Annotated in this window: 27 protein-coding genes; 13 read left to right on the plus strand and 14 right to left on the minus strand. The window is 62.5% G+C overall.

Going from position 1 to position 25,987, the window contains the following annotated elements; genetic code table 11:
- The first annotated feature begins 154 nt into the window (after nucleotides 1-154).
- Nucleotides 155-1,282: a GNAT family N-acetyltransferase gene (locus tag PP4_RS06525; protein WP_041167970.1), complete on the plus strand. Its 1,128-nt coding sequence runs from the start codon at nucleotides 155-157 to the stop codon at nucleotides 1,280-1,282.
- A 125-nt stretch (nucleotides 1,283-1,407) separates the two neighbouring features.
- On the opposite strand, the gene PP4_RS06530 is transcribed toward PP4_RS06525, so the two are convergent.
- The 4 genes from PP4_RS06530 to PP4_RS06545 all read right to left on the minus strand — a co-directional run bounded on the left by PP4_RS06530 (nucleotide 1,408) and on the right by PP4_RS06545 (nucleotide 5,604).
- Nucleotides 1,408-3,240 carry an ABC transporter ATP-binding protein gene (locus PP4_RS06530; RefSeq protein WP_016498435.1) on the minus strand — a complete coding sequence of 611 codons (1,833 nt, stop codon included), beginning with the start codon at nucleotides 3,238-3,240 and terminating at the stop codon, nucleotides 1,408-1,410.
- A gap of 63 nt (nucleotides 3,241-3,303) precedes the next feature.
- Nucleotides 3,304-3,861 carry a peptidylprolyl isomerase A gene (locus PP4_RS06535; RefSeq protein ID WP_016498436.1) on the minus strand — a complete coding sequence of 186 codons (558 nt, stop codon included), beginning with the start codon at nucleotides 3,859-3,861 and terminating at the stop codon, nucleotides 3,304-3,306.
- A complete protein-coding gene (locus PP4_RS06540; RefSeq protein WP_016498437.1) occupies nucleotides 3,855-4,667 on the minus strand; it encodes an alpha/beta fold hydrolase in 813 nt (270 codons plus the stop codon). The genes PP4_RS06535 and PP4_RS06540 overlap by 7 nt, the downstream gene beginning before the upstream one ends.
- Nucleotides 4,668-4,680: 13 nt before the next feature.
- Nucleotides 4,681-5,604 carry a LysR family transcriptional regulator gene (locus PP4_RS06545; RefSeq protein ID WP_016498438.1) on the minus strand — a complete coding sequence of 308 codons (924 nt, stop codon included), beginning with the start codon at nucleotides 5,602-5,604 and terminating at the stop codon, nucleotides 4,681-4,683.
- 48 nt (nucleotides 5,605-5,652) lie between these two features.
- On the opposite strand from PP4_RS06545, the gene PP4_RS06550 reads away from it, so the two are divergent.
- The 4 genes from PP4_RS06550 to PP4_RS06565 all read left to right on the plus strand — a co-directional run bounded on the left by PP4_RS06550 (nucleotide 5,653) and on the right by PP4_RS06565 (nucleotide 8,772).
- On the plus strand, nucleotides 5,653-5,967 hold the full coding sequence (locus tag PP4_RS06550) for a hypothetical protein (protein WP_012051530.1): 315 nt from the start codon (nucleotides 5,653-5,655) through the stop codon (nucleotides 5,965-5,967).
- A 109-nt stretch (nucleotides 5,968-6,076) separates the two neighbouring features.
- Complete coding sequence (locus tag PP4_RS06555; RefSeq protein WP_016498439.1) at nucleotides 6,077-6,676, plus strand: FMN-dependent NADH-azoreductase; 600 nt, start codon at nucleotides 6,077-6,079, stop codon at nucleotides 6,674-6,676.
- Nucleotides 6,677-6,959: 283 nt separating this feature from the next.
- The gene (locus PP4_RS06560) at nucleotides 6,960-7,835 is read left to right on the plus strand and encodes a carboxylate/amino acid/amine transporter (RefSeq protein WP_016498440.1); all 876 of its coding nucleotides are present in this window, start codon (nucleotides 6,960-6,962) and stop codon (nucleotides 7,833-7,835) included.
- A gap of 1 nt (nucleotide 7,836) precedes the next feature.
- Nucleotides 7,837-8,772 carry an AEC family transporter gene (locus tag PP4_RS06565; protein WP_016498441.1) on the plus strand — a complete coding sequence of 312 codons (936 nt, stop codon included), beginning with the start codon at nucleotides 7,837-7,839 and terminating at the stop codon, nucleotides 8,770-8,772.
- Nucleotides 8,773-8,888: 116 nt separating this feature from the next.
- Here the strand turns inward: PP4_RS06565 and PP4_RS06570 are convergent, their stop codons facing one another.
- Entirely contained in the window at nucleotides 8,889-10,190 is a 1,302-nt protein-coding gene (locus PP4_RS06570) for a mechanosensitive ion channel family protein (protein ID WP_016498442.1), read from the minus strand.
- A gap of 103 nt (nucleotides 10,191-10,293) precedes the next feature.
- Between PP4_RS06570 and PP4_RS06575 the strand changes: the two genes are divergently transcribed.
- Complete coding sequence (locus PP4_RS06575; protein WP_016498443.1) at nucleotides 10,294-11,655, plus strand: DEAD/DEAH box helicase; 1,362 nt, start codon at nucleotides 10,294-10,296, stop codon at nucleotides 11,653-11,655.
- A 117-nt stretch (nucleotides 11,656-11,772) separates the two neighbouring features.
- Here PP4_RS06575 and PP4_RS06580 read toward each other — a convergent pair whose 3' ends face one another.
- The 3 genes from PP4_RS06580 to PP4_RS06590 form a co-directional block, all read right to left on the minus strand.
- Complete coding sequence (locus tag PP4_RS06580; RefSeq protein WP_016498444.1) at nucleotides 11,773-12,045, minus strand: hypothetical protein; 273 nt, start codon at nucleotides 12,043-12,045, stop codon at nucleotides 11,773-11,775.
- A gap of 86 nt (nucleotides 12,046-12,131) precedes the next feature.
- Complete coding sequence (locus PP4_RS06585) at nucleotides 12,132-12,428, minus strand: addiction module antidote protein (RefSeq protein ID WP_016498445.1); 297 nt, start codon at nucleotides 12,426-12,428, stop codon at nucleotides 12,132-12,134.
- Entirely contained in the window at nucleotides 12,421-12,723 is a 303-nt protein-coding gene (locus tag PP4_RS06590) for a type II toxin-antitoxin system RelE/ParE family toxin (RefSeq protein ID WP_016488542.1), read from the minus strand. Before PP4_RS06590 ends, PP4_RS06585 begins: the two co-directional genes overlap by 8 nt.
- A gap of 175 nt (nucleotides 12,724-12,898) precedes the next feature.
- On the opposite strand from PP4_RS06590, the gene PP4_RS06595 reads away from it, so the two are divergent.
- Nucleotides 12,899-13,294: a hypothetical protein gene (locus PP4_RS06595; RefSeq protein WP_016498447.1), complete on the plus strand. Its 396-nt coding sequence runs from the start codon at nucleotides 12,899-12,901 to the stop codon at nucleotides 13,292-13,294.
- A 106-nt stretch (nucleotides 13,295-13,400) separates the two neighbouring features.
- Entirely contained in the window at nucleotides 13,401-14,327 is a 927-nt protein-coding gene (locus PP4_RS06600) for a DMT family transporter (protein WP_016498448.1), read from the plus strand.
- A gap of 129 nt (nucleotides 14,328-14,456) precedes the next feature.
- Here the strand turns inward: PP4_RS06600 and PP4_RS06605 are convergent, their stop codons facing one another.
- Nucleotides 14,457-15,626 (minus strand): MFS transporter, encoded by a 1,170-nt coding sequence (locus tag PP4_RS06605; protein WP_016498449.1) that lies wholly within the window; start codon nucleotides 15,624-15,626, stop codon nucleotides 14,457-14,459.
- A 106-nt stretch (nucleotides 15,627-15,732) separates the two neighbouring features.
- Between PP4_RS06605 and ptrR the strand changes: the two genes are divergently transcribed.
- Together ptrR and PP4_RS29670 are read left to right on the plus strand one after the other, a co-directional pair.
- Nucleotides 15,733-16,626: a putrescine utilization regulator PtrR gene (gene ptrR / locus PP4_RS06610; RefSeq protein ID WP_016498450.1), complete on the plus strand. Its 894-nt coding sequence runs from the start codon at nucleotides 15,733-15,735 to the stop codon at nucleotides 16,624-16,626.
- Nucleotides 16,627-16,750: 124 nt separating this feature from the next.
- Nucleotides 16,751-16,879: a PA1414 family protein gene (locus PP4_RS29670; RefSeq protein WP_009683677.1), complete on the plus strand. Its 129-nt coding sequence runs from the start codon at nucleotides 16,751-16,753 to the stop codon at nucleotides 16,877-16,879.
- Nucleotides 16,880-17,064: 185 nt separating this feature from the next.
- Here the strand turns inward: PP4_RS29670 and PP4_RS06615 are convergent, their stop codons facing one another.
- Together PP4_RS06615 and speB are read right to left on the minus strand one after the other, a co-directional pair.
- Complete coding sequence (locus tag PP4_RS06615; protein WP_016498451.1) at nucleotides 17,065-18,444, minus strand: sodium:solute symporter; 1,380 nt, start codon at nucleotides 18,442-18,444, stop codon at nucleotides 17,065-17,067.
- A gap of 132 nt (nucleotides 18,445-18,576) precedes the next feature.
- Nucleotides 18,577-19,527, minus strand: coding sequence for an agmatinase (gene speB, locus PP4_RS06620; RefSeq protein ID WP_016498452.1), 951 nt, complete (start codon nucleotides 19,525-19,527; stop codon nucleotides 18,577-18,579).
- Between the two features lie 225 nt (nucleotides 19,528-19,752).
- Here speB and PP4_RS06625 point away from each other — a divergent pair, with 225 nt between their 5' ends.
- From PP4_RS06625 to PP4_RS06635, 3 genes are all read left to right on the plus strand, one after another.
- Nucleotides 19,753-20,646 (plus strand): LysR family transcriptional regulator, encoded by an 894-nt coding sequence (locus tag PP4_RS06625; RefSeq protein WP_016498453.1) that lies wholly within the window; start codon nucleotides 19,753-19,755, stop codon nucleotides 20,644-20,646.
- A gap of 136 nt (nucleotides 20,647-20,782) precedes the next feature.
- Nucleotides 20,783-22,348: a methyl-accepting chemotaxis protein gene (locus PP4_RS06630; RefSeq protein ID WP_016498454.1), complete on the plus strand. Its 1,566-nt coding sequence runs from the start codon at nucleotides 20,783-20,785 to the stop codon at nucleotides 22,346-22,348.
- Between the two features lie 150 nt (nucleotides 22,349-22,498).
- Entirely contained in the window at nucleotides 22,499-23,098 is a 600-nt protein-coding gene (locus PP4_RS06635; RefSeq protein ID WP_016498455.1) for a tRNA-uridine aminocarboxypropyltransferase, read from the plus strand.
- Nucleotides 23,099-23,267: 169 nt separating this feature from the next.
- Here the strand turns inward: PP4_RS06635 and PP4_RS06640 are convergent, their stop codons facing one another.
- The 3 genes from PP4_RS06640 to PP4_RS06650 form a co-directional block, all read right to left on the minus strand.
- Complete coding sequence (locus PP4_RS06640; RefSeq protein ID WP_016498456.1) at nucleotides 23,268-24,626, minus strand: TolC family outer membrane protein; 1,359 nt, start codon at nucleotides 24,624-24,626, stop codon at nucleotides 23,268-23,270.
- A gap of 311 nt (nucleotides 24,627-24,937) precedes the next feature.
- Nucleotides 24,938-25,351 carry a YbaN family protein gene (locus PP4_RS06645; protein ID WP_218178463.1) on the minus strand — a complete coding sequence of 138 codons (414 nt, stop codon included), beginning with the start codon at nucleotides 25,349-25,351 and terminating at the stop codon, nucleotides 24,938-24,940.
- Nucleotides 25,311-25,898 carry a YecA/YgfB family protein gene (locus PP4_RS06650; protein ID WP_010955200.1) on the minus strand — a complete coding sequence of 196 codons (588 nt, stop codon included), beginning with the start codon at nucleotides 25,896-25,898 and terminating at the stop codon, nucleotides 25,311-25,313. The genes PP4_RS06645 and PP4_RS06650 overlap by 41 nt, the downstream gene beginning before the upstream one ends.
- Between the last annotated feature and the right edge of the window lie 89 nt (nucleotides 25,899-25,987).

Consider the following 25,987-nt stretch of genomic DNA (forward strand, 5'->3'; position numbering starts at 1 on the left):
GCGCAAGTATTGCGGGGGCCAATGACAGATTAATGTCTAATTAGTGGCACTGTTGTTAAGTAATTGAGAGTAAAAGGATCAGCCCGGCTTTCGTCATTTGAGTGCGGAGCGTTCCTTGGGGATACTGAACGCCTTCAGACAGCGAGCCGAAACCGTGACCAGCCTGTATAGCCTTGCCCATTTGCGTGATCTTCCGGCGGCCACCTGGGATGCCCTGGTGCCGGCGGGCCAACCGTTCCTGCGCCATGCCTTCCTCAGCGCGATGGAAGACAGCGGCAGTGTGCAGCGCAACACCGGCTGGGCCGCCGAGCACCTGGTGCTGGAGCGTGACGGGCAGGTACGGGCGCTGCTGCCGGCGTACCGCAAGTGGCACTCGTTTGGCGAGTATGTGTTCGATCACGGCTGGGCCGATGCTTGTGAACGGGCCGGTATTGCCTACTACCCCAAGCTGCTCGGCGCTGTGCCGTTCAGCCCGGTCAGCGGCCCACGCCTGCTGACGGCCGACCCGGCTGACGGTTTGCTGATGCTGCAGGCCCTGCCGGAGTATCTGGGCAAGGGCGGACTTTCCAGTGCGCACATCAACTTCACCGACCCGGCGCTGGACGCGCAGTTGGCGGGCCTGCCAGGATGGTTGGAGCGCCTGGGCTGTCAGTTCCACTGGCAAAACCGGGGCTACCGCGACTTCCAGGATTTTCTCGACAGCCTGAGCTCGCGCAAGCGCAAGCAGATGCGCAAGGAGCGTGAGCAGGTGGCGGGCCAGGGCATCGAATTCCGTTGGTATCGCGGTGATGAACTGGACGAGGCACAGTGGGATTTCGTCTTTCAGTGTTATGCCAACACCTATGCGGTGCGCCGACGCGCGCCTTACCTGACCCGCGAGTTTTTCAGCCTGCTGGCCGAACGCATGCCCGAGGCATTGCGTGTGGTGATGGCCCGTCAGGGTGGGCGCGATGTAGCGATGGCCTTGAGCCTGGTGGGGGGTGACAGCCTGTTTGGCCGCTACTGGGGGTGCCTGGATGAGTTCGACCGGCTGCATTTCGAAACGTGTTTCTACCAGGGCATGGATTTTGCCATTGCCGAGGGTTACCAGCGTTTCGATGCCGGGGCGCAGGGCGAGCACAAGCTGATACGCGGGTTTGAGCCTGTGCTGACGCGGTCCTGGCATTACCTGCTGCACCCGGGGTTGCGGCGGGCGGTGGAGGATTTTCTGCTGCAAGAGCGGGAAGGGGTCAAGGGGTATGCCGAGGAGGCGAGGGGGATGTTGCCCTACCGCCGGGACTGAGGGTTTTGTATTGCTTGTAATGGCCCTATCGCCGGCAAGCCAGCTCCCACAGGACTACCACAGGCCTTGAAATATGTGGAGTAATTGTGGGAGCTGGCTTGCCGGCGATAGGGCCGGTGCGGTACTCAATCGACCCCGACAAAGCCCCCGGTCTGGTGGTGCCACAACCGGGCATACAACCCTTGTTGCTCCAGCAACTGCGCATGGCTGCCACTTTCGACAATCCGGCCCTTGTCCAGCACCACCAGGCGGTCCATCCGGGCAATGGTCGACAGCCGGTGGGCGATGGCGATCACCGTCTTGCCTTGCATGAGCGTCTCCAGGCTTTCCTGGATGGCCGCCTCCACCTCCGAATCCAGCGCTGAAGTGGCTTCGTCCATGATCAGGATCGGCGCGTTCTTCAACAGCACCCGGGCAATGGCGATGCGCTGGCGTTGGCCGCCCGACAACTTGACCCCGCGCTCACCCACATGTGCATCGAAGCCGGTGCGCCCTTGGGCGTCCGACAGTTGCGGGATGAACTCGTCGGCGCGGGCGCGGCGAACCGCTTCGTGCAACTCCGCCTCGCTGGCGCCGGGGCGGCCATACAGCAGGTTGTCGCGGATCGAGCGGTGCAGCAACGAGGTGTCCTGGGTGATCATGCCGATCTGCGCGCGCAGGCTGGCCTGGCTGACTTCGGCAATATTCTGGCCATCGATGAGGATGCGCCCGCCCTGCACGTCATAGAGGCGCAACAGCAGGTTGACCAACGTCGACTTGCCCGCGCCCGACGGGCCGATCAGGCCGATTTTTTCGCCCGGGCGAATGTTCAGGTCGAGCCCTTCGATCACGTTGGCACCCTTGCCATAGTGGAAGTCGACATCATCGAAATGCACCGCGCCGCGGCTGACCTTGAGCGCCGGCGCGTTGGGCGGGTCGGTGACGGTAACCGGCTGGGCGATGGTCTGCAGGCCGTCCTGGACCATGCCGATGTTCTCGAAGATGCCGTTGACCACCCACATGATCCAGCCCGACATGTTGACGATGCGGATCACCAGGCCAGTGGCCAGGGCGATGGCACCCACGGTGATCAGCGATTGGCTCCACAGCCACAGGGCAAGGCCGGTGGTGGCGACCACCAGCAGGCCATTGAGGGTGGTGATGACCACGTCCATGCTGGTAATTACCCGCGAGGCCAGCTGGGTTTTCTCGGTTTGCTCGCGGATCGCCTCACGGGCGTACTGCTGCTCGTAGTCGGTGTGGGCGAACAGCTTCAGCGTCGCGATGTTGGTGTAGCCGTCGACGATACGCCCCATGAGCTTGGAGCGGGCGTCGGACGAGATCACCGAGCGCTCCTTGACCCGTGGCACGAAGTAGAACAGCGCGGCGATGTAGCCGGCGATCCAGACCAGCAGCGGCAGCATCAGGCGCCAGTCGGCTTCTGCAAACAGCACCAGCGAGGTGATCGCATAGATCAGCACATGCCACAACGCGTCCACCGCCTGCACGGCAGAATCACGCAGCGAGTTGCCGGTCTGCATGATGCGCTGGGCAATGCGCCCGGCGAAGTCGCTCTGGAAGAAATTCAGGCTCTGCTTGAGCACATAGGTGTGGTTTTGCCAGCGGATCAGGCTGGTCATGCCGGGGTTGATGGTCTGGTGTACCAGCAGGTCGTGCAGGCCAAAAAATAATGGCCGCAGCAGCAGGATCACCACCAGCATCCAGATCAGTTCACCGCTGTGCTCGCTGAAGAAGCTGGCATTCGGCGTGCCCTGGGCCAGGTCGATGATGCGGCTGAGGTAGCTGAACATCGCCACCTCGATCAGCGAGGCGAACAGGCCGACCACCAGCAAGGCGAGGAAGCTGGGCCAGACCTGGCGCAGGTAATACAGGTAGAACGGCCACACGGTGGTGGGGGGCGATTCACTGGGTGCTTCGCGAAAGATATCGATCAGCTGTTCAAAACGACGGTACAGCATGGTTAACGACACTCCTGTTCCATCCGGCCCTCAGGCGGTTGCACGTCCCTGTGCAGCCTGCGGTCAGTCGATGCGTTTGGCCGACTTGATGTAGACCGGGTCGGCCGGTACATCACGCATGCCTTTTTTGGTGGTGGTTTGCGAGTTGACGATCTGGTCGACCACGTCCATACCCTTGGTCACCTTGCCGAACACGGCGTACCCGGCGTCGCGCCCCGGGTTGAGGAAATCGTTGTCGGCTACGTTGATGAAGAACTGGCTGGTGGCGGAGTTCGGGTTGGAGGTGCGCGCCATCGACAGGGTGCCGCGGGTGTTCAGCAGGCCATTGCTGGCCTCGTTCTTGATCGGGTCGTTGGTGTTCTTCTGTACCATCTGGTCAGTAAAGCCGCCGCCCTGGACCATGAAGCCGGGGATCACGCGGTGGAAAATGGTGTTGTTGTAGAAGCCGCTGTCGACGTACTCGAGGAAGTTCTTGGTACTGATCGGCGCCTTCTCGGCGTTCAGCTCGATTTCGACCTGGCCGAAACTGGTGTCGAGCATGACGTGCGGGGTCTTGTCGGAAGCCATGACGCTGGTGGCGAAGGCGACCGAGCAGGCGGTGAGCAGGAGTTTTTTCAGCATGGGCTCAAAGATCCTTGAGAGGTGGAAGCGGCTGCAAGGAACTGCAGCAGGGTCTGGTTGAAGACCTCGGGTTGATCGAGGGGCGTAGCGTGCCGGGAATCGTCGACAACGACCAGCCTGGCGTTCGGCATCAGGGCCACGTAACGCTCTTTCAGTTGTATCGGGGTGTAATCGTGGTCGGCGGCGATCACCAGGGTAGGACAGTGGATCTGCCCGATGCGTTCCTGCACGCCCCAGTCGACGATGGCGTCGAAGCTCTTGAGGTAGGCCCGTTTGTCATTGCGCGCCCAACGCTGGGCCATCTTCTGCCGCAGGTCTGCTTGATGGGGCTTGGGGAACAGGCGCTCGGCCAGGCCCTTGCCGACGGTTTCGACACTGAGCAGGCGCGCCAGGCCCCAGCGCTTGAGCCACCAGGCCCAGTCACTACGGGTGCGGCGCTTGACCTCGGGGGCGCTGTTGACGATGCACAGGCTGCGCAACCATTGAGGGTGGTCTACAGCGAACTGAAAACCCACCATGCCGCCCATGGACAGGCCAACGAAGTGCACCGGGCCTGTGTGCAGGTGTTCGAGCAGGGCCAGCAGGTCGGCACTGAAGGTGGCGATCTGGTAGCCGTCGCGGGGCTTGTCGGAGCGACCGTGGCCGCGGATGTCCATGAGGATCACCCGGTAATGACGGCTGAGCACCGGCACCTGCAACTCCCAGTCCTGGCAGCTGGAGCCCAGGCCGTGCAGCAACACCAAGGGTTCGCCCTGGCCATATTCCTCGTAATGCAGTGCGCATCCTTCGTGTTCGAAATAGGCCATGGGCGCGGTCCTCTCAGGCTTGCGGGGGGGCTGCGAAGGGCACGTCCAGTGGCGCGGTGTCGAAGTTGCGCAGCAGGTCGATGAGAATCTGCGTGGCCGGGCCCAGGGTCTTCTCTTTGCTCGAATAAAGGTAGAACAGTGGGTGACGGCTGCCACCCTGATCCAGTTGCAGCGGTTTGAGCACGCCTTCAGTCAGCTCGCGCTCGATCATGTGCCGGGGCAGCCAGGCAAAGCCAAGGCCACTGCTGACAAAGGTGGCGGCAGTGCCCAGGCTGCCCACGGTCCAGCGCTGCTCGGCACCCAGCCAGCCGACGTCGCGTGGTTGTGCGCGGCCGGAGTCGCGGATAACTACCTGCAGCTGGCTTTCCAGGTCCTGGAAGGTGAGTTCCCGGCCCAGGCGGTGCAGGCTGTGTTCGGGGTGGGCGACGGCGACGAACTCCACCGCGCTCAGCTCGGCGCCCAGGTAGCCGCCAATGCTGTAGCTGCTGATGGCGAGGTCGGCGATACCTTCGTGCATCACTTCTTCTACGCCCGACAATACTTCTTCACGCAGGCGCACCCGGCAGCCGCGGCTTTGCGGCATGAACGCGGCCAGGGCACGTACCAGCCGCGCACTGGGGTAGGCGGCATCGACCACCAGCCGCACCTCGGCTTCCCAGCCTTGTTCCATGTGGTGGGCAAGGTCTTCGAGCTGGCTGGCCTGCTTGACCAGGTGGCGTGAGCGGCGCAGCAGCACGTTGCCCGCCTCGGTAAGTACCGCCTTGCGGCCGTCGATGCGCAGCAATGGCACGCCCAGTTGTTCCTGCATGCGGGCCACCGTGTAGCTGACCGAGGACTGCGAACGGTGCAGTGCCTCGGCGGCCTGGGCAAACCCACCGTGATCGACCACTGCTTGCAGGGTCCGCCACTGGTCAAGGGTTACGCGCGGCGCTTTCATCTTTCGCTCCTGTTGTCCTAAGCTGCGCTCTTTCAAGGAGAGCGGCCCATGAAGAAATGTTGTGCGGCAATACTGATGTGCCTGCCCCTCGGGGCCATGGCGTATCCGATCGATGTGGAGAAGGAACTGACCGGGGTCAAGCTCGACTACACCGCCTATGACACGGCCTACGACATTGGCGCGATTACCCTGAACAACTATGGGCAAGTACCGGCGGCGTGCAAGGTCACCTTCCGCAACGGCCCGGAAGCACCGCGGGTACGCCGGGTGAACGTTCCGGCCGGCAAAAGCGTCGATGTCACCGCCAAATTCAATCGGCAGATCATCAAACTGCGGATCGCCTTGAACTGCAGCGCGGAATAAAACTGATTAATCGATTGATTGAACCCACTTTTTACGCTTTTTTATCGATAGGTCAAGCCTTAATCTCACCTCCATCGAATCGCACCCTTTTTGCCGATGGAGGCACCCCATGTCCCGCGTACTGATCATCGAAAGCAGCGCCCGCCAGCAGGATTCCGTTTCCCGTCAGCTGACCCGTGATTTCATCCAGCAATGGCAGGCCGCTCACCCGGCTGATCAGATTACTGTGCGTGACCTGGCCGTAGACCCGGTGCCGCACCTGGACGCCAACCTGCTGGGTGGCTGGATGAAGCCCGAAGAACAGCGCAGCGCCGCCGAACTGGATGCGCTGGCCCGTTCCAACCAATTGACGGATGAATTGCTCGCTGCCGACGTGCTGGTGATGGCAGCACCCATGTACAACTTCACCATCCCCAGCACCCTCAAGGCCTGGCTGGACCACGTGCTGCGTGCCGGCATCACCTTCAAGTACACCCCCACTGGCCCGCAGGGCCTGCTGACCGGCAAGCGCGCCATCGTCCTGACTGCCCGCGGCGGTATCCATGCCGGCGCTACCAGCGACCATCAGGAACCGTACCTGCGCCAGGTGATGGCTTTCATCGGCATTCACGATGTCGACTTCATCCATGCCGAAGGCCTGAACATGAGCGGCGAGTTCCACGAGAAGGGTGTCAACCAGGCCAAGGCCAAACTGGCGGCGGTGGCCTGAGGTTTACTGAATTCCCAACCCTGACACCTGTTTTTGCTCCTTTGGGTGTACCTGCCCGGCCAATGGCCGGGCTTTTTTATGCATGGAGCCATGAGGGGACCTGAGCCTGCCCCTTCGCGGACACGCCCGCTCCCACAGGGATATCGCAGCACCTGAGACCTGTGGTGTACCTGTGGGAGCGGGCGTGCCCGCGAAGAGGCAGGTACAGCCCCTACATTCCTCATGGTTGAACTCATTCGCCGCAACCCGCTAAGGTCGCGGCCTTGATACATGAGAGGCAACCATGGGCTACCTGATAATCGTCGCGCTGATCCAGGCGTTTTCCTTCAGCCTGATCGGCGAGTACCTGGCCGGGCACGTCGACAGCTACTTTGCCGTGCTCGCAAGGGTGCTGCTGGCCGGCCTGGTATTCTTGCCGCTGACCCGCTGGCGCCAGGTCGAACCGCGCTTCATGCGCTCGATGCTGCTGATCGGCGCCCTGCAGTACGGCATTACCTACGTCTGCCTGTACCTGAGCTTCCGCGTACTCACGGTGCCAGAGGTGCTACTGTTCACCATCCTCACGCCGTTGCACGTGACGCTGATCGAAGACGCCATGAACCGGCGCTTCAACCCGTGGGCGCTGCTGGCTGCCCTGGTGGCCGTAGCCGGTGCCGCGGTGATCCGCTTCGACAGCATCAGCGGCGAGTTCTTCATCGGCTTTTTGCTGCTGCAACTGGCCAACTTCACCTATGCCGCCGGCCAGGTGCTGTATCGCCACCTGGTGGCACGCCACCCCAGTGACCTGCCGCACTACACCCGCTTTGGCTACTTCTACCTGGGCGCCTTGCTGGTGGTGCTGCCGGCCTTCCTGCTGTTCGGCAATGCCCAGCACCTGCCGAGTACCGATGTGCAATGGCTGGTGCTGCTGTTCCTGGGCCTGTGCCCGACGGCGCTGGGCCTTTACTGGTGGAACAAGGGCGCGTGCATGGTTTCTGGCGGCACGCTGGCGGTCATGAACAACCTGCATGTGCCGGTGGGGTTGCTGTTGAACCTGCTGATCTGGAACCAGCACGAGCCGCTGGGGCGGCTGTTCATTGGCGGCGGGATCATCCTGGCGTCGGTGTGGCTGAGCCGGTTGGGCGCACGCGCGCAGGCACCGCTGGCCAACAAGGCCTGACATGCACACCATCTTCGTCATTGTTGCGCCGATCTTCGCGCTGATCCTGGTCGGTTATCTGTGCCGCAAGACCAACAAGCTGGGCGACAAGGCTGCCGCCGAAATCAACAAGATGGTGGTCTGGCTGTGCCTGCCGGCGTTGCTGTTCAAGGTGACTGCAACTGCCACCTGGAGCGAGATCTGGCACCCCGGCTTCATCGTGGCCTTCGGCGCGGGCGCCCTGGCCATGTTCGTGATCACGCTGGCGTGGCGGCTGTACAGCGGCCATGGCCTGGTGGCGGCGAGCATCGACGGGCTCAGTGCGGGGTATGCCAACACCGGCTACATCGGCATCCCGCTGTGCCTGCTGCTGTTCGACCAGGCGGGCTTGCAGCCGGCGCTGATCTCGTCGTTGATCGTGGTGTGCCTGGTGTTCGCCATTTCGCTGACGCTGATCGAGGTCGGGCTACAGGAGGAGCGGCATATCGGTCGCGCCGTGGTGGTAGTTGGCAAGGCGCTGGCGAAGAACCCGCTGGTGATTTCGCCGCTGGTGGGGGCGGGGTGGGCCATGAGCGGGTTGGGTCTGGCCGAGCCGGTGATGCATTTTCTCGACATGCTGGCGCTGGCCACCACGCCGTGCGCCTTGATATCGCTGGGTGCATTCCTGGCAGAAAAGCGCGCGGGTGCGCAAGCCAGCCCTTGGCCATTGGTAGGCTTGAAGCTGGTGGGGCAGCCGGCGTTGACCTGGGTGCTGGCGTACAAGGTGTTCAGCCTGCCGAGCATGTGGGCGGCTTCGGCGGTGCTGCTGGCGGCCCTGCCGACCGGTACGGGGCCGTTCATGCTGGCGGAGTATTACAACCGCGAGGCGGGGCTGATTTCGCGGACGATCCTGTTGTCGACCGTGGCATCGCTGGTGACCTTGACCGGGCTGTTGTACCTGCTGGGATATGCGGGGTAGCAGCAGGCCCCATCGCCGGCAAGCCAGCTCCCACAGGATGGCATCACGGCTGAATGCTATGAGCTCCTGTGGGAGCTGGCTTGCCGGCGATGGGCTGCAAGGCAGCCCCGGCTATCTCAAGCCTCGCTCATCTCCTCAAGGCGACGCGGCACCGGCTCCGCCGCCGTACGCCCGGCCAACCCCACCCGCATGTCATTGCCACTGGGCTGCTGATACAGGCTCAAGCCAAACTCCGGCAACACCGCCAGCAAATAGTCGAAGATATCCCCCTGAATCCGCTCATAGTCCGCCCACACCGTGGTAGTGGTGAAGCAGTAGATCTCCAGCGGCACGCCTTCGGCCGTGGTCTGCATCTGCCGCACCATGCAGGTCATGTTCGGGTGCACGTTGGGGTGGTTTTTCAGGTAGGCCAGGGCAAACGCGCGGAAGGTGCCGAGGTTGGTCAGCTTGCGGCGGTTGGCCGACAGCTCGGCGACAGGCCCCAGGGCTTCGTTCCAGTTCTGCAGCTCCTGGCGCTTGCCGGCCAGGTAGTCGCCCAGCAACTGTACCTGGCTCAGGCGCTGCTCCTCTTCGCGGGTGAGGAAACGCACCCCGGCCGCATCGATGAACAGGCTGCGCTTGATCCGCCGGCCGCCGGACTGCTGCATGCCGCGGTAGTTGCGGAACGACTCGCTCATCAGGCGCCAGGTGGGGATGGAAACAATCGTCTTGTCGAAGTTCTGCACCTTCACCGTGTGCAGGGTGATGTCCACCACGTCGCCATCAGCACCTACTTGCGGCATTTCGATCCAGTCACCCACGTGCAGCATGTCGTTGCTGGTGAGTTGCACGCTGGCGACGAACGACAGCAGGGTGTCCTTGTACACCAACAGCAGCACCGCCGACATGGCACCCAGGCCCGACAGCAGCAGTAACGGTGAGCGGTCGATCAGGGTGGCGACGATGACGATCGAGGCGAAGATCCACAGCATCATCTTGGCCAGTTGCACATAGCCCTTGATCGAGCGGGTGCGGGCGTGCTCGGTGCGGGCGTAGATGTCGAGCAGGGCATCCAGCAGGCACGACAGCGCCATGGTCATGAACAGCAGGGTAAAGGCCAGGGCGACATTGCCCAGGAAGTGCTGGGCAGTGTCGGACAGCTCCGGCACCAGCTTCAGGCCAAACTGCAGCACCAGCGAGGGCGTGGTTTGCGCCAGGCGGTGGAACACCTTGTTATGGCGCAGGTCGTCCAGCCACTTCAGGGCAGGCTGGCGGGCCAGCAGACGGGCGCCATGCAGCATCAGGAAGCGCGCCAGGCGGCCGACCACCAGGGAAATCAGCAGCAGCACCGCCAGGCCGATGGCCGCGTGCAGCATGGGATGTTGGTCGAGGGTGCCCCACAGGTCGAGGGAGTCACGCCAGATTCGTTGTATATCCATGGGCTTGGGTACAGTCTTGTTGTGAAACGAGGTGCCATTAGAGCGCGGATGGCGACAAAGTTGCCAAAAGAAATTCGGCTAAGGCGGCAGAAAACGTTACCCTATGCAACTGAATTTCCCGCACTTGCCTGAGGTTACCTCCGTGTTCTCCCAATTCGCCCTGCATGAACGCCTGCTTAAAGCCGTGGCCGAGCTTAAATTTGTCGAGCCGACCCCGGTGCAGGCCGCGGCCATCCCCCTGGCCCTGCAAGGGCGCGACCTGCGTGTGACTGCGCAGACCGGCAGTGGCAAGACGGCGGCCTTCGTACTGCCGCTGCTCAACCGCCTGGTCGACCTGAAAGGTGGGCGCGTCGAGATCCGTGCGCTGATCCTGCTGCCGACCCGCGAGCTGGCCCAGCAAACCTTGAAGCAGGTGGAGCTGTTCTCGCAGTTCACCTATATCAAGGCGGGCCTGGTGACCGGCGGCGAAGACTTCAAGGAGCAGGCCGCCATGCTACGCAAGGTGCCGGACGTGCTGATCGGCACCCCGGGCCGCCTGCTTGAGCAGCTCAACGCCGGCAACCTCGACCTGTCCCACGTGCAGGTACTTATCCTCGACGAAGCTGACCGCATGCTGGACATGGGCTTTGCCGAAGACATGGAGCGCCTGTGCAAGGAGTGCGAGAACCGCGAGCAGACCCTGCTGTTCTCCGCCACCACCGGTGGCGCTGCCCTGCGCGACATCATCGGCAAGGTGCTGAAAGACCCTGAGCACCTGATGCTCAACAGCGTCTCGCAGCTGGCCGAAGGCACCCGCCAGCAGATCATCACCGCCGACCACGACCAGCACAAAGAGCACATTGCGCAGTGGCTGCTGGCCAACGAAACCTTCGACAAGGCGATCATCTTCACCAACACCCGCGCCATGGCCGACCGCATCTACGGTCACCTGGTGGCCAAGGACGTGAAGGCTTTCGTGTTGCACGGCGAGAAGGACCAGAAAGACCGCAAACTGGCCATCGAGCGCTTCAAGCAGGGCAGCTCCAAGGTGCTGGTGGCTACCGACGTGGCGGCTCGCGGCCTGGATATCGACGGCCTGGACCTGGTGATCAACTTCGACATGCCTCGCAGCGGTGACGAGTACGTACACCGCGTGGGCCGTACCGGCCGTGCCGGTGGCGAAGGCCTGGCGATCTCGCTGATCACCCACAACGACTGGAACCTGATGTCGAGCATCGAACGCTACCTCAAGCAGCAGTTCGAGCGCCGTGTGATCAAGGAAGTGAAAGGCACCTACAGCGGGCCGAAGAAGGTCAAGGCCTCGGGCAAGGCTGTTGGCGCCAAGAAGAAGAAAGTTGACAAGAAAACCGGCGACAAGAAAGCTGCCGCCAAGCGCAAGCCAACCGCCAAACCGCGGGCCAATGCACCTCTGGCCAGCGCTGACGGCCTGGCGCCGCTGAAAAAGCGCAAGCCTTCTGCTGAATAAGTAGCTATCAAGGCCCTATCGACGGCAAGCCAGCTCCCACAGGGAAACCATAGACGCTGAATTCAGCGGGACTTGTGGGGCTGGCTTGCCGGCGATGGAGCCATCGAAGGCAACCGGTCAATCAGCCTTCTTCTCCGCCGTTTTCAGTTCCTTGATCCGCTGGTCTATCAGCTGGCACTTGTCGGGCAAGTCCTTGCTCGCCGTCCCTAGATCCATCCCTTGAAGCTCGTCGTTGATCTCCTTCGCCTTCTGCGGGTTCTGCTCGGTCAACTGGGTAACCAACCCGGCCAGCTCTTCACGTTTCTGCGTGGCTTCTTCCGGCGTGCAGGCCCAGACGGGCAGGGCGCAGGACAGGGCAATGACGCAGGTAATCGGCAGCAGCGGTTTCATCCTTTTTACCTCTAGCGGTGGCTATGCGCGGTGGAACATTGCGGCGGCAAGCAAGTTCAGCCTTGGCGACCGATGGCGCAGAAGCGTTATCCCCTGGCGAGGTGAGGCCGCGCCGTCATGTCTATTTCCAACGCCTTCATCACGATCAGAAACGACTTCAGCGTAGGATTGCCATGCTCGCTGAATGACCTGTAAAGCTGCTCTCGGGACAGCCCAGTCTCTTTCGCCAGTTCGCTCATGCCCTTGGCGCGTGCAACCACGCCGACAGCTTTAGCGACATAGCTGGCATCGCCGGTTTCAAGTGCATCGGTCATGAACTGCGCGATTGCTTCAGGTGTCGTGAGGTACGCGGCAGGATCGAATTCAGAGAAGGTTTCAGTCATTTTGCATCCTCCACGAACGCAGAATCTGGTGGGCAACCTTGATGTCTCGCTTTTGACTGCTTTTGTCGCCGCCACAGAGCAGAATGACGAAGGTGCTGCCCGTCTGATGGAAGTACACCCGGTAGCCAGGACCATAGTGAATTTTGAGCTCACTCACGCCATGGCCTACCGGAGATACGTCGCCAGGCAGACCCTCCATCAACCGGTTGATCCGAGAAATGATTCGGGCTCTGGCGCTTAAGTCCCGTAGTCCGGTCACCCAATGTCTGAAACTGCTGGATTCGATTTTCTTCATCGAGTGAATGTAGTTTATAAACTACACCAGGCGAGGCAGCAAATGGTTTCTGTCTATTGCTGCCTACGCGGCTTCAGACTGTAGCATCCATCCAGCCTTCATCTTTCGGAACACCGCTTGCGCCGGCAGGTCCCAACCTGTGTACCCCTTCCGTCCACAGCAGGAGCCCGTAGCCATGAGCATCGCCTACGATTGGGACCTGATCGAACGTCTGCTGCACGAAGTGCAGAACGGCGCCGGTCACAGCTTTACGCCACGCCCCTATGCCGAACAGCACGCCGCGGCGCAGGCCGCCAAAGGTGAGCCGGTGGGGGACCTGGACCACCTTAAAACCCATGCTTGCGAGTATGAAAAGTTGCTGTTCGAGCGTGGCTTCATCGAAAGCCGCCCGGAAGAAGAGGGCGGCAATGGCGAAAACTTCGTGCTGACCGAGCGCGGGTTACGCTTGTTGAGCCTGATCGACAGCAGCATCCCGGGCTTCGAACACCCGCGCCAGGTGCTGGACGAACAGGCGGATGCGCTGGATGAGGCAACCTTCGAACAGGTGTCTTCGAAGGCGCAGATCGCTTGAGGTCGTTTTGAGGCTGGCAAGAGCGGGTAGGGAAACCCGATAATCGGTAGCTTCTGAATACTGCCGAGCCTTTGCCCATGCTTTCTATCACCCCACAGGCCCGCCTATGAGCGCGGTCCGCAAGAACCCTGACGCCTTTGCCTTTCAGGTGATGCTGGGGCTGTGCCTGATCTGGGGTTGCCAGCAGGTGCTGATCAAGACCGCCGCCGTCGACATCGCGCCGGTGATGCAGGCCGCGCTGCGCAATGGCATCGCAGCTGTGCTGGTGGCGCTGATGCTGTGCTGGCGCGGTGGCTGGGATCAGGTCGGCAGCACATGGCGCGCGGGTTTGCTCGCGGGCGGGCTGTTCGGTGTGGAATTCCTGTTCATCGCCGAAGGCCTGAAGCTGACGTCGGCGGCGCACATGTCGGTGTTTCTCTATACCGCACCGGTGTTCACCGCGTTGGGCCTGCACTTCCGGCTACCCAGCGAGCAGCTGCGGTTTTTGCAGTGGCTGGGGATTTTGTTGGCATTTGGCGGCATAGCCATGGCGTTTGCTGGCGGCATGTCGTTCGAGGAAATGGATGGGCGCATGCTGCTGGGTGATGCCTTTGGCGTGATCGCCGGGCTGGCCTGGGGCGCTACTACAGTCGTGGTGCGCTGCTCGCGGCTGTCGGAAGCACCGGCTACCTTGACCTTGTTCTATCAGCTGGCGGTAGGTTTTGCAGGCCTGTTGCTGATTGCCTTGCTTAGCGGGCAGATCGGCGCTGTATCGCTGACACCCTTGGCGATGGGCAGTGTGCTGTTCCAGGGGGTTGTGGTGTCGTTCATCAGTTACCTGACCTGGTTCTGGTTGCTGCGCAAATACCTGGCGTCCAACCTGGCGGTGTTTTCGTTCATTACCCCGCTGTTCGGGGTTACCTTTGGGGTGCTGCTGCTGGATGAGCCGTTGAGCGTCAATTTCGTGATCGGCGCGCTGTTGGTGTTGCTGGGCGTGGTTCTGGTGAGTGCCGAGCCTTGGGTGAAGCAACAACTGCGCAAGCTGGTGGGTTGAAGGTTGCCTGTGCTGGCCCCATCGCCGCCAAGCCAGCTCCCACAGGAGTACATCAGGCCTTGAAGTGGTACGTATACCTGTGGGAGCTGGCTTGCCGGCGATAGGGCCCGTGCAGGCAAAATCAGCTGCTCAGGCTGTACGGGCTACTGCCTGGCAACCTTGAGTGCTCTGCCCACTGGTCATGACCAGCACGCCCGCCAGCCCCAGCCCCACCGCCGCCAGCATTAACGCCGGCTGCAGGCCGCCGCTGTAATGGCTACTGACCGCAGCCAACAACGGCCCGCTCAACTGCCCCAGGGCAAAGCACGCGGTCAGCAGCCCGGCATTGCGCTGTGTGGCATGCGGTGCCAGCTCCCGCGAGCCTTGCATCACCAGTTGCATGCAGGCCAGGAACGGCCCGCCACACAGCACCACTCCCAGCGCCAACCCGATACCCCCGCCCATCAGGCAGGCCAGCACGCCAAGCCCTTGCAACCACAAGGTGGCGGTGAGCCAGGTCGAGGTGCGGCCACCACGGCGCAGGCTCACCAGCATCACCCCCAGCGCTGCCGACAGGCCAAACGCCGGCCAGAACAGATCGGCCATCCACTGCCCGCGAAACTGCTGGTTGGCCATCTGTGAGAGGAAGGTGGCTGGCAGGATGTAACCCACGCCGTACAGCGCGTATACCAGCGCCAGGCGGCCAATGCCGACGCTGCGGGTCGGGCCCGGCTGCGAGGGCGATGAGGTTGGCGCAGCTTGTATAACGCGTGGCAACCAAGGCCGCACGGCCAGCAGCATCACCAGCGCGGCCACGGCATATATCAGCCACAGTGCTGCCGAGCCCAGCCCAGCCAGGTGCGCCACCAGTGCCAACAGGCCGGTCACGGCGATGCCCAGGCCGGGCCCTGCAAACACCAGGGCACCCAGCCGTTGGTGGTTGTGCGCGTTGGCCACCTGTTGGCTGAGGCTGGTGATCATCACCAGCACCCAGGCACTGGCCACGCCGGTGCCAAAGCGCAGCAGCAGGTGGCTCCAGAATCCGTCGGCGGCCCATGAGGCCAGGGTCAGCAGCACGCACAGCCACAGCCCCCCATGCAGGCGCAGGCGCACCTGGCCGGGTGAGCGGGCGAACATGGCGTCCACCGCGCCAATGAAATAGCCCAGGTAGTTGGCGGCCGCGACCAGCCCGGCGACCGTCAGGTCGAACTGGCCTTCGGCGATCAGTTGCGGCAGTTGCGGGGTGAGGGCAAAACGGCCGATGCCCATGGCCATCATCAGCGCCACGGCGCTGGCCAGCAGTTGAATGAGGGGCGACATGACAGGTCTCCTGCACGGATGTAAGCGATGACTGGCAGGTTAGGGCGCTTTCATTTTCAATAAAATTGAATAATGATGATCAAGTTGTTCTGTTTTGGAGAATGCTGTGGAATTCAGCCAGCTGCGTATCTTCCAGGCTGTGGCCGAGGAAGGCTCGGTCACCCGTGCCGCCGGACGCTTGCACCGTGTGCCATCGAACCTGTCGACGCGTTTGCGCCAGCTTGAGGAGCAACTGGGTGTCGAGTTGTTCCTGCGTGAGCGCCAGCGCCTGCAGCTGTCGCCGGCCGGCAAGGTGCTGTTGGAGTACGCCAACCGCCTGTCGGCGCTGCGCGACGAGGCGCTGGCCGCTGTGCGCGGCGGCCAGCCAGCCGGGGATTTCGTACTGGGGACCATGTACAGCACGGCGGCGACTCACCTGCCGGCGTTGCTGGCGCGTTATCACCAGGCCTACCCCACGGTGAACCTGCAGGTGCGCGCAGCGCCTAGCGGCGAGTTGCTTGAAGGCCTGCTTGGCCACACACTGGACGCTGCCTTGGTAGATGGCCCGCCGAGCCTGGCAGGGCTGGATGGCGTGCCGCTGTGCGAAGAGCAGCTGGTGCTGATCACCAGCCCCGAGCACCCAGCGGTGCACACTGCCAAGGATGTGGCGGGCAAGGCGGTGTTCACCTTCCGCCAGGGCTGTTCGTACCGCATGCGCCTGGAAGCGTGGTATGCCCATGCCCACACGCCGATGGGCCGGGTGATGGAGATCGAGTCGTATCAGAGCATGCTGGCCTGCGTGATCGCCGGTGCAGGCGTGGCGATGATGGCCCAGTCGATGCTCGACAGCCTGCCTGGGCGCACCCAGGTAAGGGTGCACCCGCTGCAGGCGCCGTTCGATCAGGCGGTCACCTGGCTGATGTGGCGTCAGGGTATGCGTGGGGCGAATTTGCAGGCGTGGATCGACCTGCAACAAAGCGAAACGATTAACCAGTCGTCGGAATGCGCCGCTACGGCTTGATCCGCGTCAAAATGGCCCTTATCTGTAAGAGCATAGGCATGCGTAATACAGGACATCAGGCTATGATCTGTATGAAACATCCCAGGATTGATTCGCCGTGAGGCTGACCCGTCAAGGGGGCATTATGAATAAACCACTGTCCAACTGGCTCCACGACCTGGCGGTCGCCCTGGGGCTGATTCCACCACCCTTGCAGCCGGTGCCGATCCCGACTGACGAAGAGCAGCGCAAACGCCAACCGCGTCGTCGCTGATAAAAGACAAAGGCCGCAGCCCCTGGGTGGGTGCTGCGGCCTTTTTTGTGTCTTGGAGTTTACTGTTATCTCTTCTGGCCCTATCGCCGGCAAGCCAGCTCCCACAGTTACTGCGCAAGCCTCAGGCCCTGTGCATTTTTTGTGGGAGCTGGCTTGCCGGCGATAGAGCCGCTTCAGGCTAATGGTCAGGCCAGATTCACCGCACCGACTGGTTTGCGCGACATCAGGCTAACCGCTACGAAGCTCACCAAGCCGATCGCCAGGCTGTAGTAGATCGGCGTGTTGGCTTCCAGCCCGTCCTTGAACATGAACAGCAGCGCGGTGGCAAAGCCCAGCGACATGCTGGCAATCGCGCCGGCGGTGGTCGCACGCTTCCAGAAGATCGCCCCGATCAGCGGGATCAGCATGCCACCGACCAACAGGTTGTAGGCCAGGGTCAGTGCATTGATCACATCGTTCACCATCAGCGCGATGCCCAGCACCACCAGGCCGGTGAGCAGGGTGAACAGACGGCTCATGCCCAGGCTCGACTGCTTGCCGCCACGCAGCTTGGGCAGCAGGTCTTCGGTCACGGTGGTCGAGGCGGCCAGCAGGCCGGCACTGGCGGTGGACATCATGGCTGCCAGGGCTGCGGCCATCAGCAGGCCACGGATGCCATCGGGCAGGGTGCTTTTGATCATCTCGGCAAAGGCGTTGTTCGGGTTGGCCAGGTCGGGCATCAGCACATGCGCGGCCATGCCGATGGCGGCGCAGGCCAGGCCGTACACCACACAGTACACACCGGCAACGGTACCGGCACGCTGGCAGACCTTTTCGTCACGCGCGGTGAACACCCGCTGCCAGATATCCTGGCCGATGAGGATGCCGAAGAAGTAGATCAGGAAGTAGGTGATGATGGTGTCCCAGCCAATGGTGGTCAGCTGGAAGCTGGCCGCTGGCAGTTTGGCCACCAGGGTGTCCCAGCCACCGGCCTTGTACAGGCACACCGGCAGCAGGATGAACATCAGGCCGACGGTCTTGATCACGAACTGGACGATGTCGGTCAGGGTCAGCGACCACATGCCGCCAATGGTGGAGTACAGCACCACCACACCGCCGCCGAGCAGCAGCGAAGCCCAGAACGGCAAGTCCAGCAGCACCTGCAATACGGTGGCCATGGCCAGGGTCGAGGTGACGCCGATCATCAGTGCGTAAGCCAGCATGATCACGGCGCTGGCCTGGCGTGCGGTGGGGTTGTAGCGTTGCTCAAGCACCTGGGTCACGGTGAAGATGCGCAGGCGCAGCAACGGTTTGGCCAGGAACAGGTTGATGGCAATGATGCCCAGGCCCAGGGCTGCGCACAGCCAGAAGCCGGAAATGCCATGGACGTAGCCCAGGCGCACGGTGCCGACGGTGGAAGCGCCACCGAGCACGGTGGTGGCCATGGTGCCCATGTACAGCACAGGGCCCAGGTTGCGCCCGGCTACCAGGTAGTCTTCATGGGTTTTTGCGCGCCGCATGCCATACCAGCCAAGCCCGAGCATGCCGGCGGTATAGATCATTACAACAATGATGTCCAAGGCCATTGGGGGTCTCCCGATTATCTTTATTATGGCGAGATCGACCACGCGGGCGGCTTGCGGCGCCCGGCGGTCTTGTCGTGTTGTTGGCGGGCCTCTGTGGCCCTCCCTCATGGCTCCTGCCGGGGTGTAGCGGTATTAACGACGCACGACGCCTGGTAGCACGCAGAGCATCTCGAACAGCAGGTTGGCGCCGAGCAGCGAGGTGTTGCCGGTGGTGTCGTAAGGCGGGGAGACTTCGACGAGGTCACAGCCGATCAGGTCCAGGCCGTGGCAGCCGCGAATGATCTCCATCGCCTGGATGGTGGTCAAGCCGCCGATTTCCGGAGTGCCGGTACCGGGCGCCCAGGCCGGGTCGATGCCGTCGATGTCGAACGACAGGTAAACCGGGCCGCCGCCGACCTTTTCCCGGACTTCGGCCATCAGTGGCTCCAGCGATTTGTGCCAGCACTCTTCGGCCTGAACCACGCGGAAGCCCTGGCGGCGGCTCCAGTTGAAGTCATCGGCGGTGTAGCCCTGGGCGCGCAGGCCGATCTGTACCACGCGGTCGCAATCAAGCAGGCCTTCTTCCACGGCGCGGCGGAAGGTGGTGCCGTGGGCGATCTTTTCGCCGAACATGTGGTCGTTGACGTCGGCGTGGGCATCGATGTGCACCAGGCCGATCTTGCCGTGCTTCTTGTGCAGCGCACGCAGGATCGGCAGGGTGATGGTGTGGTCACCGCCCAGGGTCATCGGGATGACGTTGTGCTCGACGATCTCGTCATACGCTTCTTCGATGATGCGCACGGCGTCCAGCAGGTTGAAGGTGTTGATCGCCACGTCACCGATGTCGGCCACCGACAGCGAGTCGAACGGGGCGGCACCGGTGGCCATGTTGTACGGGCGGATCATCACCGATTCGGCGCGGATCTGCCGTGGGCCGAAGCGGGTGCCAGAGCGCAGCGAGGTACCGATGTCCAGGGGCACGCCGATGAAGGCAGCATCCAGGCCTTGGGCACTTTGCAGGTGGGGGAGACGGAGCATGGTGGCGATGCCGCCGAAACGCGGCATTTCGTTGCCGCCCAGTGGTTGGTGGAGAGTCTTGTCCACGGTGGGCCTCATCAGTCGGTCGATTGTTTTGTTTGTTCGAACCTGTGCCGCCGCGCGCCTTTCAAGTGTGGTTTTGCCGGCGGGCAGGGACATTTCGGCCAAGTCTGCTCAAGGTAGTGCCGCGGAAGAATCGCTACCGACAAATACTTAGTTCAGGAATTTCTGAACTAAAGGCCGGCAGAGCGGTTAGACTGCGCGCAAATACCCTTGCGGAACCGTTGCACCATGGCCTCGACATTGCCCGACCTGAAACTGCTGCGCATCTTCATCAGCGTGGCGCGCCACCAGGGCTTCGCCAACGCGCAGCGCGAGCTGAACCTGTCGACCTCGGCCATCAGCACCTACATGAGCCAGTTGGAAGGCGCGCTGGGCATCGTGCTGTGCCACCGCGGCCGTGGCGGTTTCAGCCTGACCAGCAAGGGCGAGCTGTTCCACCAGGAAACCCTGCGGCTTCTGGCCGAACTGGATGGCTTCGAGCAGTATGCCGCTGCCCTCAAGGGCGAGTTGCGTGGCACCCTCAACCTCGGGGTTATCGACTCCACGGTCGGCGACCGGGCCTTGCCGCTGGCCGAAGCCATCGGCGCCTACAGCCAGGAGCACCCGGCGGTGCACCTGCACCTGTCGGTGTCCAGCCCTTACGAGCTGCAACTGGGGGTGCAGGACAACCGCCTGGACCTGGCCATTGGTGCGTTCTCCTCGCGCATGAGCGGCCTGCTCTACCAGCCGTTGTACCGTGAACAGCACTGGCTGTACTGCAGCAGCCGCCACCCGTTGTATAACGAGCGTCGCATCCCCGAGCAGGTGGTGACCCAGCAGCGCATGGTCGGGCGTGGTTACTGGAGCCAGGCCGAGCTGGCCCGGCATGGCTTCAAGCACAGCGCGGCGACGGTGGAGAGTATGGAAGCGCAGTTGATCCTGATCCTTTCCGGGGCCTATATCGGCTACCTGCCCGAGCACTACGCCCAGGCCTGGGTCGACAAGGGCGACTTGCGCGTGCTGTCGCCGTCGACCTTCGGCTACCAGGCCCCGTTTTCGCTGATCATTCGCCGTGGGCGTAGCCGTGAACCCTTGATCCAGACCTTCCGCGACCTGCTCAAAAGCCAGTTGAACGTGGGCTGAGGCGCGACACATTCATGCATTCCGTCGGGCGGTGTTAAATTCCGGCAAAAGCTGACCGCTAACCTGATAGCGCTCTGCTACATATCAACTTGCGCTGATGATTTTTCCCTTATTTCATCCTGCAAGGATCGCCCAGATGCGCATGAATTTGCCCGTCACTGAGCACGAAAGAACCTTCTCCAGCGATCAACGCCTGATTTCCACGACTGACCTCAACAGCCGCATCACTTACTGCAACGAAGCCTTCGTGGCGATCAGCGGGTTTACCTATGACGAGCTGGTCGGCCAACCCCACAACCTGGTGCGCCACCCGGATATGCCGCCATCGGTGTTCGGGCATATGTGGGAGACGATCAAGCAGGGCAAACCGTGGATGGGGGTGGTCAAGAACCGGGCGAAGAACGGCGACTACTACTGGGTCAGCGCCTACGTCACGGCAATCTACGAGCAGGGCCGCATCAGTGGTTACGAGTCGGTGCGCTCGGTACCCACGCGCGAGCAGATCCGCCGCGCCGAGGCGCTGTATGCGCGCCTGCGGGCCGACCGTGCAGCCGTGCCGTGGGTCGCGCGGCTGGGGCATGGGTTGGGCCATGGCTGGCCGCTGATCGGCGCGGGCCTGCTGTCGGCGGCCGGTTACCTGTGGCTGCCGCCCTATGCAGCGCTTGGGATCCTGATGGCGAGCCTGCTGCTGGCCTGGTACCTGGTCGAGCACCGGCAGAACCAGGCTATCCGCCGCACGTTGGCCGAGCACCCGAAAGCCTTCACCAGCCCGTTGGTGGCGCTGACCTACAGCGACAACCCGGGCCTGCTGGGCCAGCTGGACCTGGCCATCATCAGCGAGGAAGCGCGCCTGCAAACGGCCCTGACCCGCCTGGTGGACGCCGGGGTCGGGGTGAAGTCGCGGGCCGCGCAGTCGTCCGATCTGTCCGATGCCCAGGCGCAGATGCTCGACCGCCAGCGCAGCGAGACCGACCAGTCGGCCACGGCCATTGCGCAGATGGCGGCGACCATCCAGCAGGTCACCCACAACGTGCAAAGCACGGCGCATGCAGCCGGCGATGCCGACCAGCTGGCGCAGCAGGGCAGCGAGCTGGCGCTGCGAAGCCTTAAAGCCATGGGCAGCATGAGTGATGCCGTCAACGACATCGATCAGGCGGTCAATGCGCTGGCCGAGCAGACCCAGTCCATCGGCAGCGTGGTCGATGTGATTACCTCGATTGCCGAGCAGACCAACCTGCTGGCGCTCAACGCTGCCATCGAGGCGGCACGCGCAGGTGAGCAGGGGCGGGGGTTTGCCGTGGTGGCCGATGAAGTGCGTTCGCTGGCCCAGCGGACCCGCGCATCCACCGATGAGATTCACCACATCATTGCCTCGTTGCGCGCAGGAGCAGAGCGGGCGGTGAGCACCGCCAACCGGGGTGAACAGATCTCGCGGGACAGCGTGCACAGCGTCGAGGCGGTGCAGGCGGCCTTGAGCGGGATTGCCCAGGCGGTCAGCCGCATCACCGGCATGAGCCAGCAGATGGCGACGGCGTCGGAGCAGCAGAGCCATGTGGCCGAGGACATCAACCAGCAGATCGTGAGGATTGCCCAGCTGTGTGACCAGAGTGCCGGGCAGGCCAGGCAGGGGGCAGAAATCAGCCAGGACCTGGAGCGCATGGCCGAGTACCTGCATAGCTTGGCGGAGCGCTTCAACCGCTGAGATCGCTGGGGTCGCTTTGCGGCCCATTCGCAGCACAAGGCTGCTCCTACAAAGCCAGCGCGATCTCCTGTAGGAGCAGCCTTGTGCTGCGAATGGCCCGCAAAGCGGGCCGCGGTTCTGTGGCAAACTGTTCCCGCCAAGGAGAACCCCATGCCCAGACCCCGCTGCGAGCGCTGCCAGCGCCCGCTCGACCATTGCCTCTGCCCACTGATCCCCGCGCTCGACAGCCGCACCCGCGTCATCCTGCTGCAGCACCCCAGTGAAACCGCCCATGCCCTGAACACTGCGCGCCTTGCTGCCCTTGGGCTGAACAATGCCGAGCTACGGGTAGGCGAGGTTTTCGATGACCTGGCTGAATGGCTGGCAATGCCTGGCTATCGGCCGGCCCTGCTGTTCCCGGGCGATGACGCTCAGGTGCTGACGGTCTATGGCAAGAACGATGACACACCGTTGCTGCTGATCGTGCCCGACGGCACCTGGCGCAAGGCGCGCAAGCTGCTGTACATGAACCCGCTACTGGAGGGGTTGCCACGGGTGACGCTGGGGGCAGTCGCACCTTCGCGTTATCGGCTGCGCAAGGCGCCGGAGGCGGGGGCGCTGTCGACTATCGAGGCGGTGGTGGGGGCTTTGAATGCGCTGGAGCAACCGGCCTGCTTCGATGCACTGCTGGCGCCGTTCGAAGCGTTGATCGAGGGGCAGATCAAGGCCATGGGGGTGGAGACGTTCCAGCGTAACCATGGTGAGGGTTGAGGTGGCCGTGAGGGCCCTATCGCCGGCAAGCCAGCTCCCACAGTTACAGTGTCAGGCTCATGCTTTTATTCCCACAGGCAACTGCACAAAGTTTGAAGCCTATGCAGTAACTGTGGGAGCTGGCTTGCCGGCGAAAGGGCCGCAAAGCGGCCCCAAAATCTAAAGCCGATCAACGCATCTCAGGCAAACGCGCCTCGGTACGCACCTCGGTGGTAGCCAGCGCCTCTGGCGGCAGCGAAATACGCTGTTTGCTCAGCAGCTCACCCATGGTCGCCAGCACGCGGTAGCGCGAGAACTCCTCGGTGTAGCGTACTTCGGTGTAGCGACGGTCGGCGTTGTACAGCTCGTTCTCACTGTCCAGTACGTCCAGCAGGGTACGCTGGCCCAGACCGAACTGGTCCTGGTAGGCGGCACGCACGCGCTTGGTGGTCTCGGCGTATTCACGCGCGGTCGGCAGCTGCTTGCTGGCGTTGTTCATGGCGTTCCACGCCAGGCTCAGGTTTTCGGTCAGCTCACGCAGGGCGTTGTTGCGGATGTCCAGGGCCTGGTTGATCTTGTGCGCGTCAGACTGCAGGCGGGCCTTGTCGCTGCCGCCGCGGAACAGGTTGTAGTTCATCTCTACACCGGCCTGCCAGTCGTTGTTGTTGTGGCCTTTTTCGCCGCCGGTGTTGTTATTGGCACCGGTTGCCAGAATGGCGTCGAAGCGCGGGTAGAAGGTCGACTTGCCGACTTCGTATTGCTGCTCGGCGGCGTTGACGTCAGCCTGGGCGGATTTGATGTAAGGGTTGTTCTGGCGCATGCTGTCGCGCGCGCCGTCGAGGGTCTCAGGCACCTCGCCCTTGATGGTCGCCGGGCTTTCCAGCTCGTCCGGGGCACGGCCGACCACGCTGAAGAAGTTGGCCTCGGCATCGGCCAGGTCGACTTCGGCGGTGTCCAGGTTGTTTTCCGCCAGGGCGCGACGTGCGCGGGACTGGTCAAGGTCGGCGGTGCTGCCGACGCCGCGCTCGTTACGCAGGCCGATCTGGTCGTTGACGCGCAGGTGGGCTTGCAGGTTGTTCTTGGCCAGGGTCACCAGCTCGCGGCGCTTGAGCACTTCCAGGTACACCTCGGTCGCACGCAGGGCAACATCCTGGGCAACGGCCTGGGTGTAGTAGGCGCGGGAGGTGGACACCGCTTCGGTGCGGCCCACTTCGTTCGCGGTGTTGAAACCGTCGAAAATCATCTGCCGCAGGCGCAGCTCGGACTGGGTGTAGTTGAGGGTTTCCTTGTTGTGGTTACCCTCGGCACGGGTGGTAGCGTTGTCCGAACGCTGGCGGCCATAGCCAGCAACCAAATCCACGGAAGGGTAGTAGCCACCACGCGCAAACTTGACGTCTTCATCGGCCGACAGCTTGCTGTTGCGATTGGAGCTGACCTGCGGGTGGTAGTCCACGGCGCTCTGGACGGCCTCGGTGATCGACATCGCCTGTACGTTGGCACTCGCCAGGGCCAACAGTAATGCACTGGTGATGGGGTTCAAAACGCGCATGGGTACATCTCCCTGATCCTGGAATTGATCCTGCTGCTCGCCAAAAAAATGACGAAAAATTATCGCGTATAGTGTTGCAGGTTTTTAACAACACAGCTAAGTACATTCAACGCGATAGATAAGAAGATTTATTCATATCAAATTGCCATATAAGACATATATTGTCTAACAATGACGACAAAACATGTCGAGGGCAAACGAGCAATAAGCCGCTAAACCCAGTATTTACAAGGCTTTTAGGCGGTTCCAGAACCATTTCGGATAAAGAAAACGTCAGTTAGGCGAAAGTGATATTTGGCGACAAAAAAATGTCACTTTCGCGTGTGCAGGGTTTTCTGTCTGACGATATACAGGCTTACCAGCACGGCGCTGGTCAACATGAAGGCGCGCGCCCAGAACAGGGGCACCAGATAGCACGACAGGCCGATGCTGGCCCACATCAGGCCGATGGCGTAGACCTTGCCCTTGAGGGGGATGCCTTCACCACTAAGGTAGTCGCGGATCCACGGCCCGAGCTTCGGGTGATGGACCAGCCAGTGGTGAAAGCGCGGCGAGCTGCGGGCAAAGCAGGCCGCCGCCAATAGCAGGAACGGGGTGGTGGGCAATACCGGAAGGAAAATCCCCAACACCCCCAGCGCAACGCTGAGCCAGCCGATGGCCAGCAGCAGGTAGCGCACAGCCGACTTAGTGGTGGCGTGGCTTGAGCAGCGCCGGTTTTTCGTCAGGAGCGTGCAGCAGCAGGAACAGTGCGCTCAGCGCCTCGGGGATCTGTACGATCATGTCGTCCTGCAGGTTGGCATTGCTGGCGATGTCAGCGAACTCTGGCTGTTCGTCGAACAGGCCCGAGCCAACCATGATCGGCAGCAGCATCTCGCTGACTTCTTCTTCGGCGTTCTCGAACCAGGCCTCTTCACGCAGGAACACGCCTTCCATGAAGCCGATGCACCAGCCGCGCAGGTCGGAATCGTCCGGCTCGTCGGTCAGGTCCAGGTCGCATGGCAGGTCGAATTCTTCGTCGCTGGCCAGCTGGCGGGCAATGTGCGCTTTCAACGCCACCAGGGTGGCTTCGATTTCGGTGCGCTGGGCCTCGCTGGCGTAGTGCGGCTCTTCGGCGAACAGGGCATCGATCCATTCGCGCTCGGGCACGTCCTCGGCGTTGATCGACAGGGCGGTGAGGTAGCCGTGGGCGGCGACGTAGTCCAGCGCCTCTTCGTGCAGCTCGTCGGCGTCGAGGAAGGCTTGCAGGCGGGTCAGTTGCTCGGCGAAGGACATTACAGGGCTACCTTGGGGAATAAACGATACCGAATTCTAGCACCAAGCAAGGGTAGCGGGGTAAAGGGAACGTCTATCGCCGTGGTGCC

Source organism: Pseudomonas putida NBRC 14164 (assembly GCF_000412675.1).
Classification (GTDB): Bacteria; Pseudomonadota; Gammaproteobacteria; order Pseudomonadales; family Pseudomonadaceae; genus Aquipseudomonas; species Aquipseudomonas putida.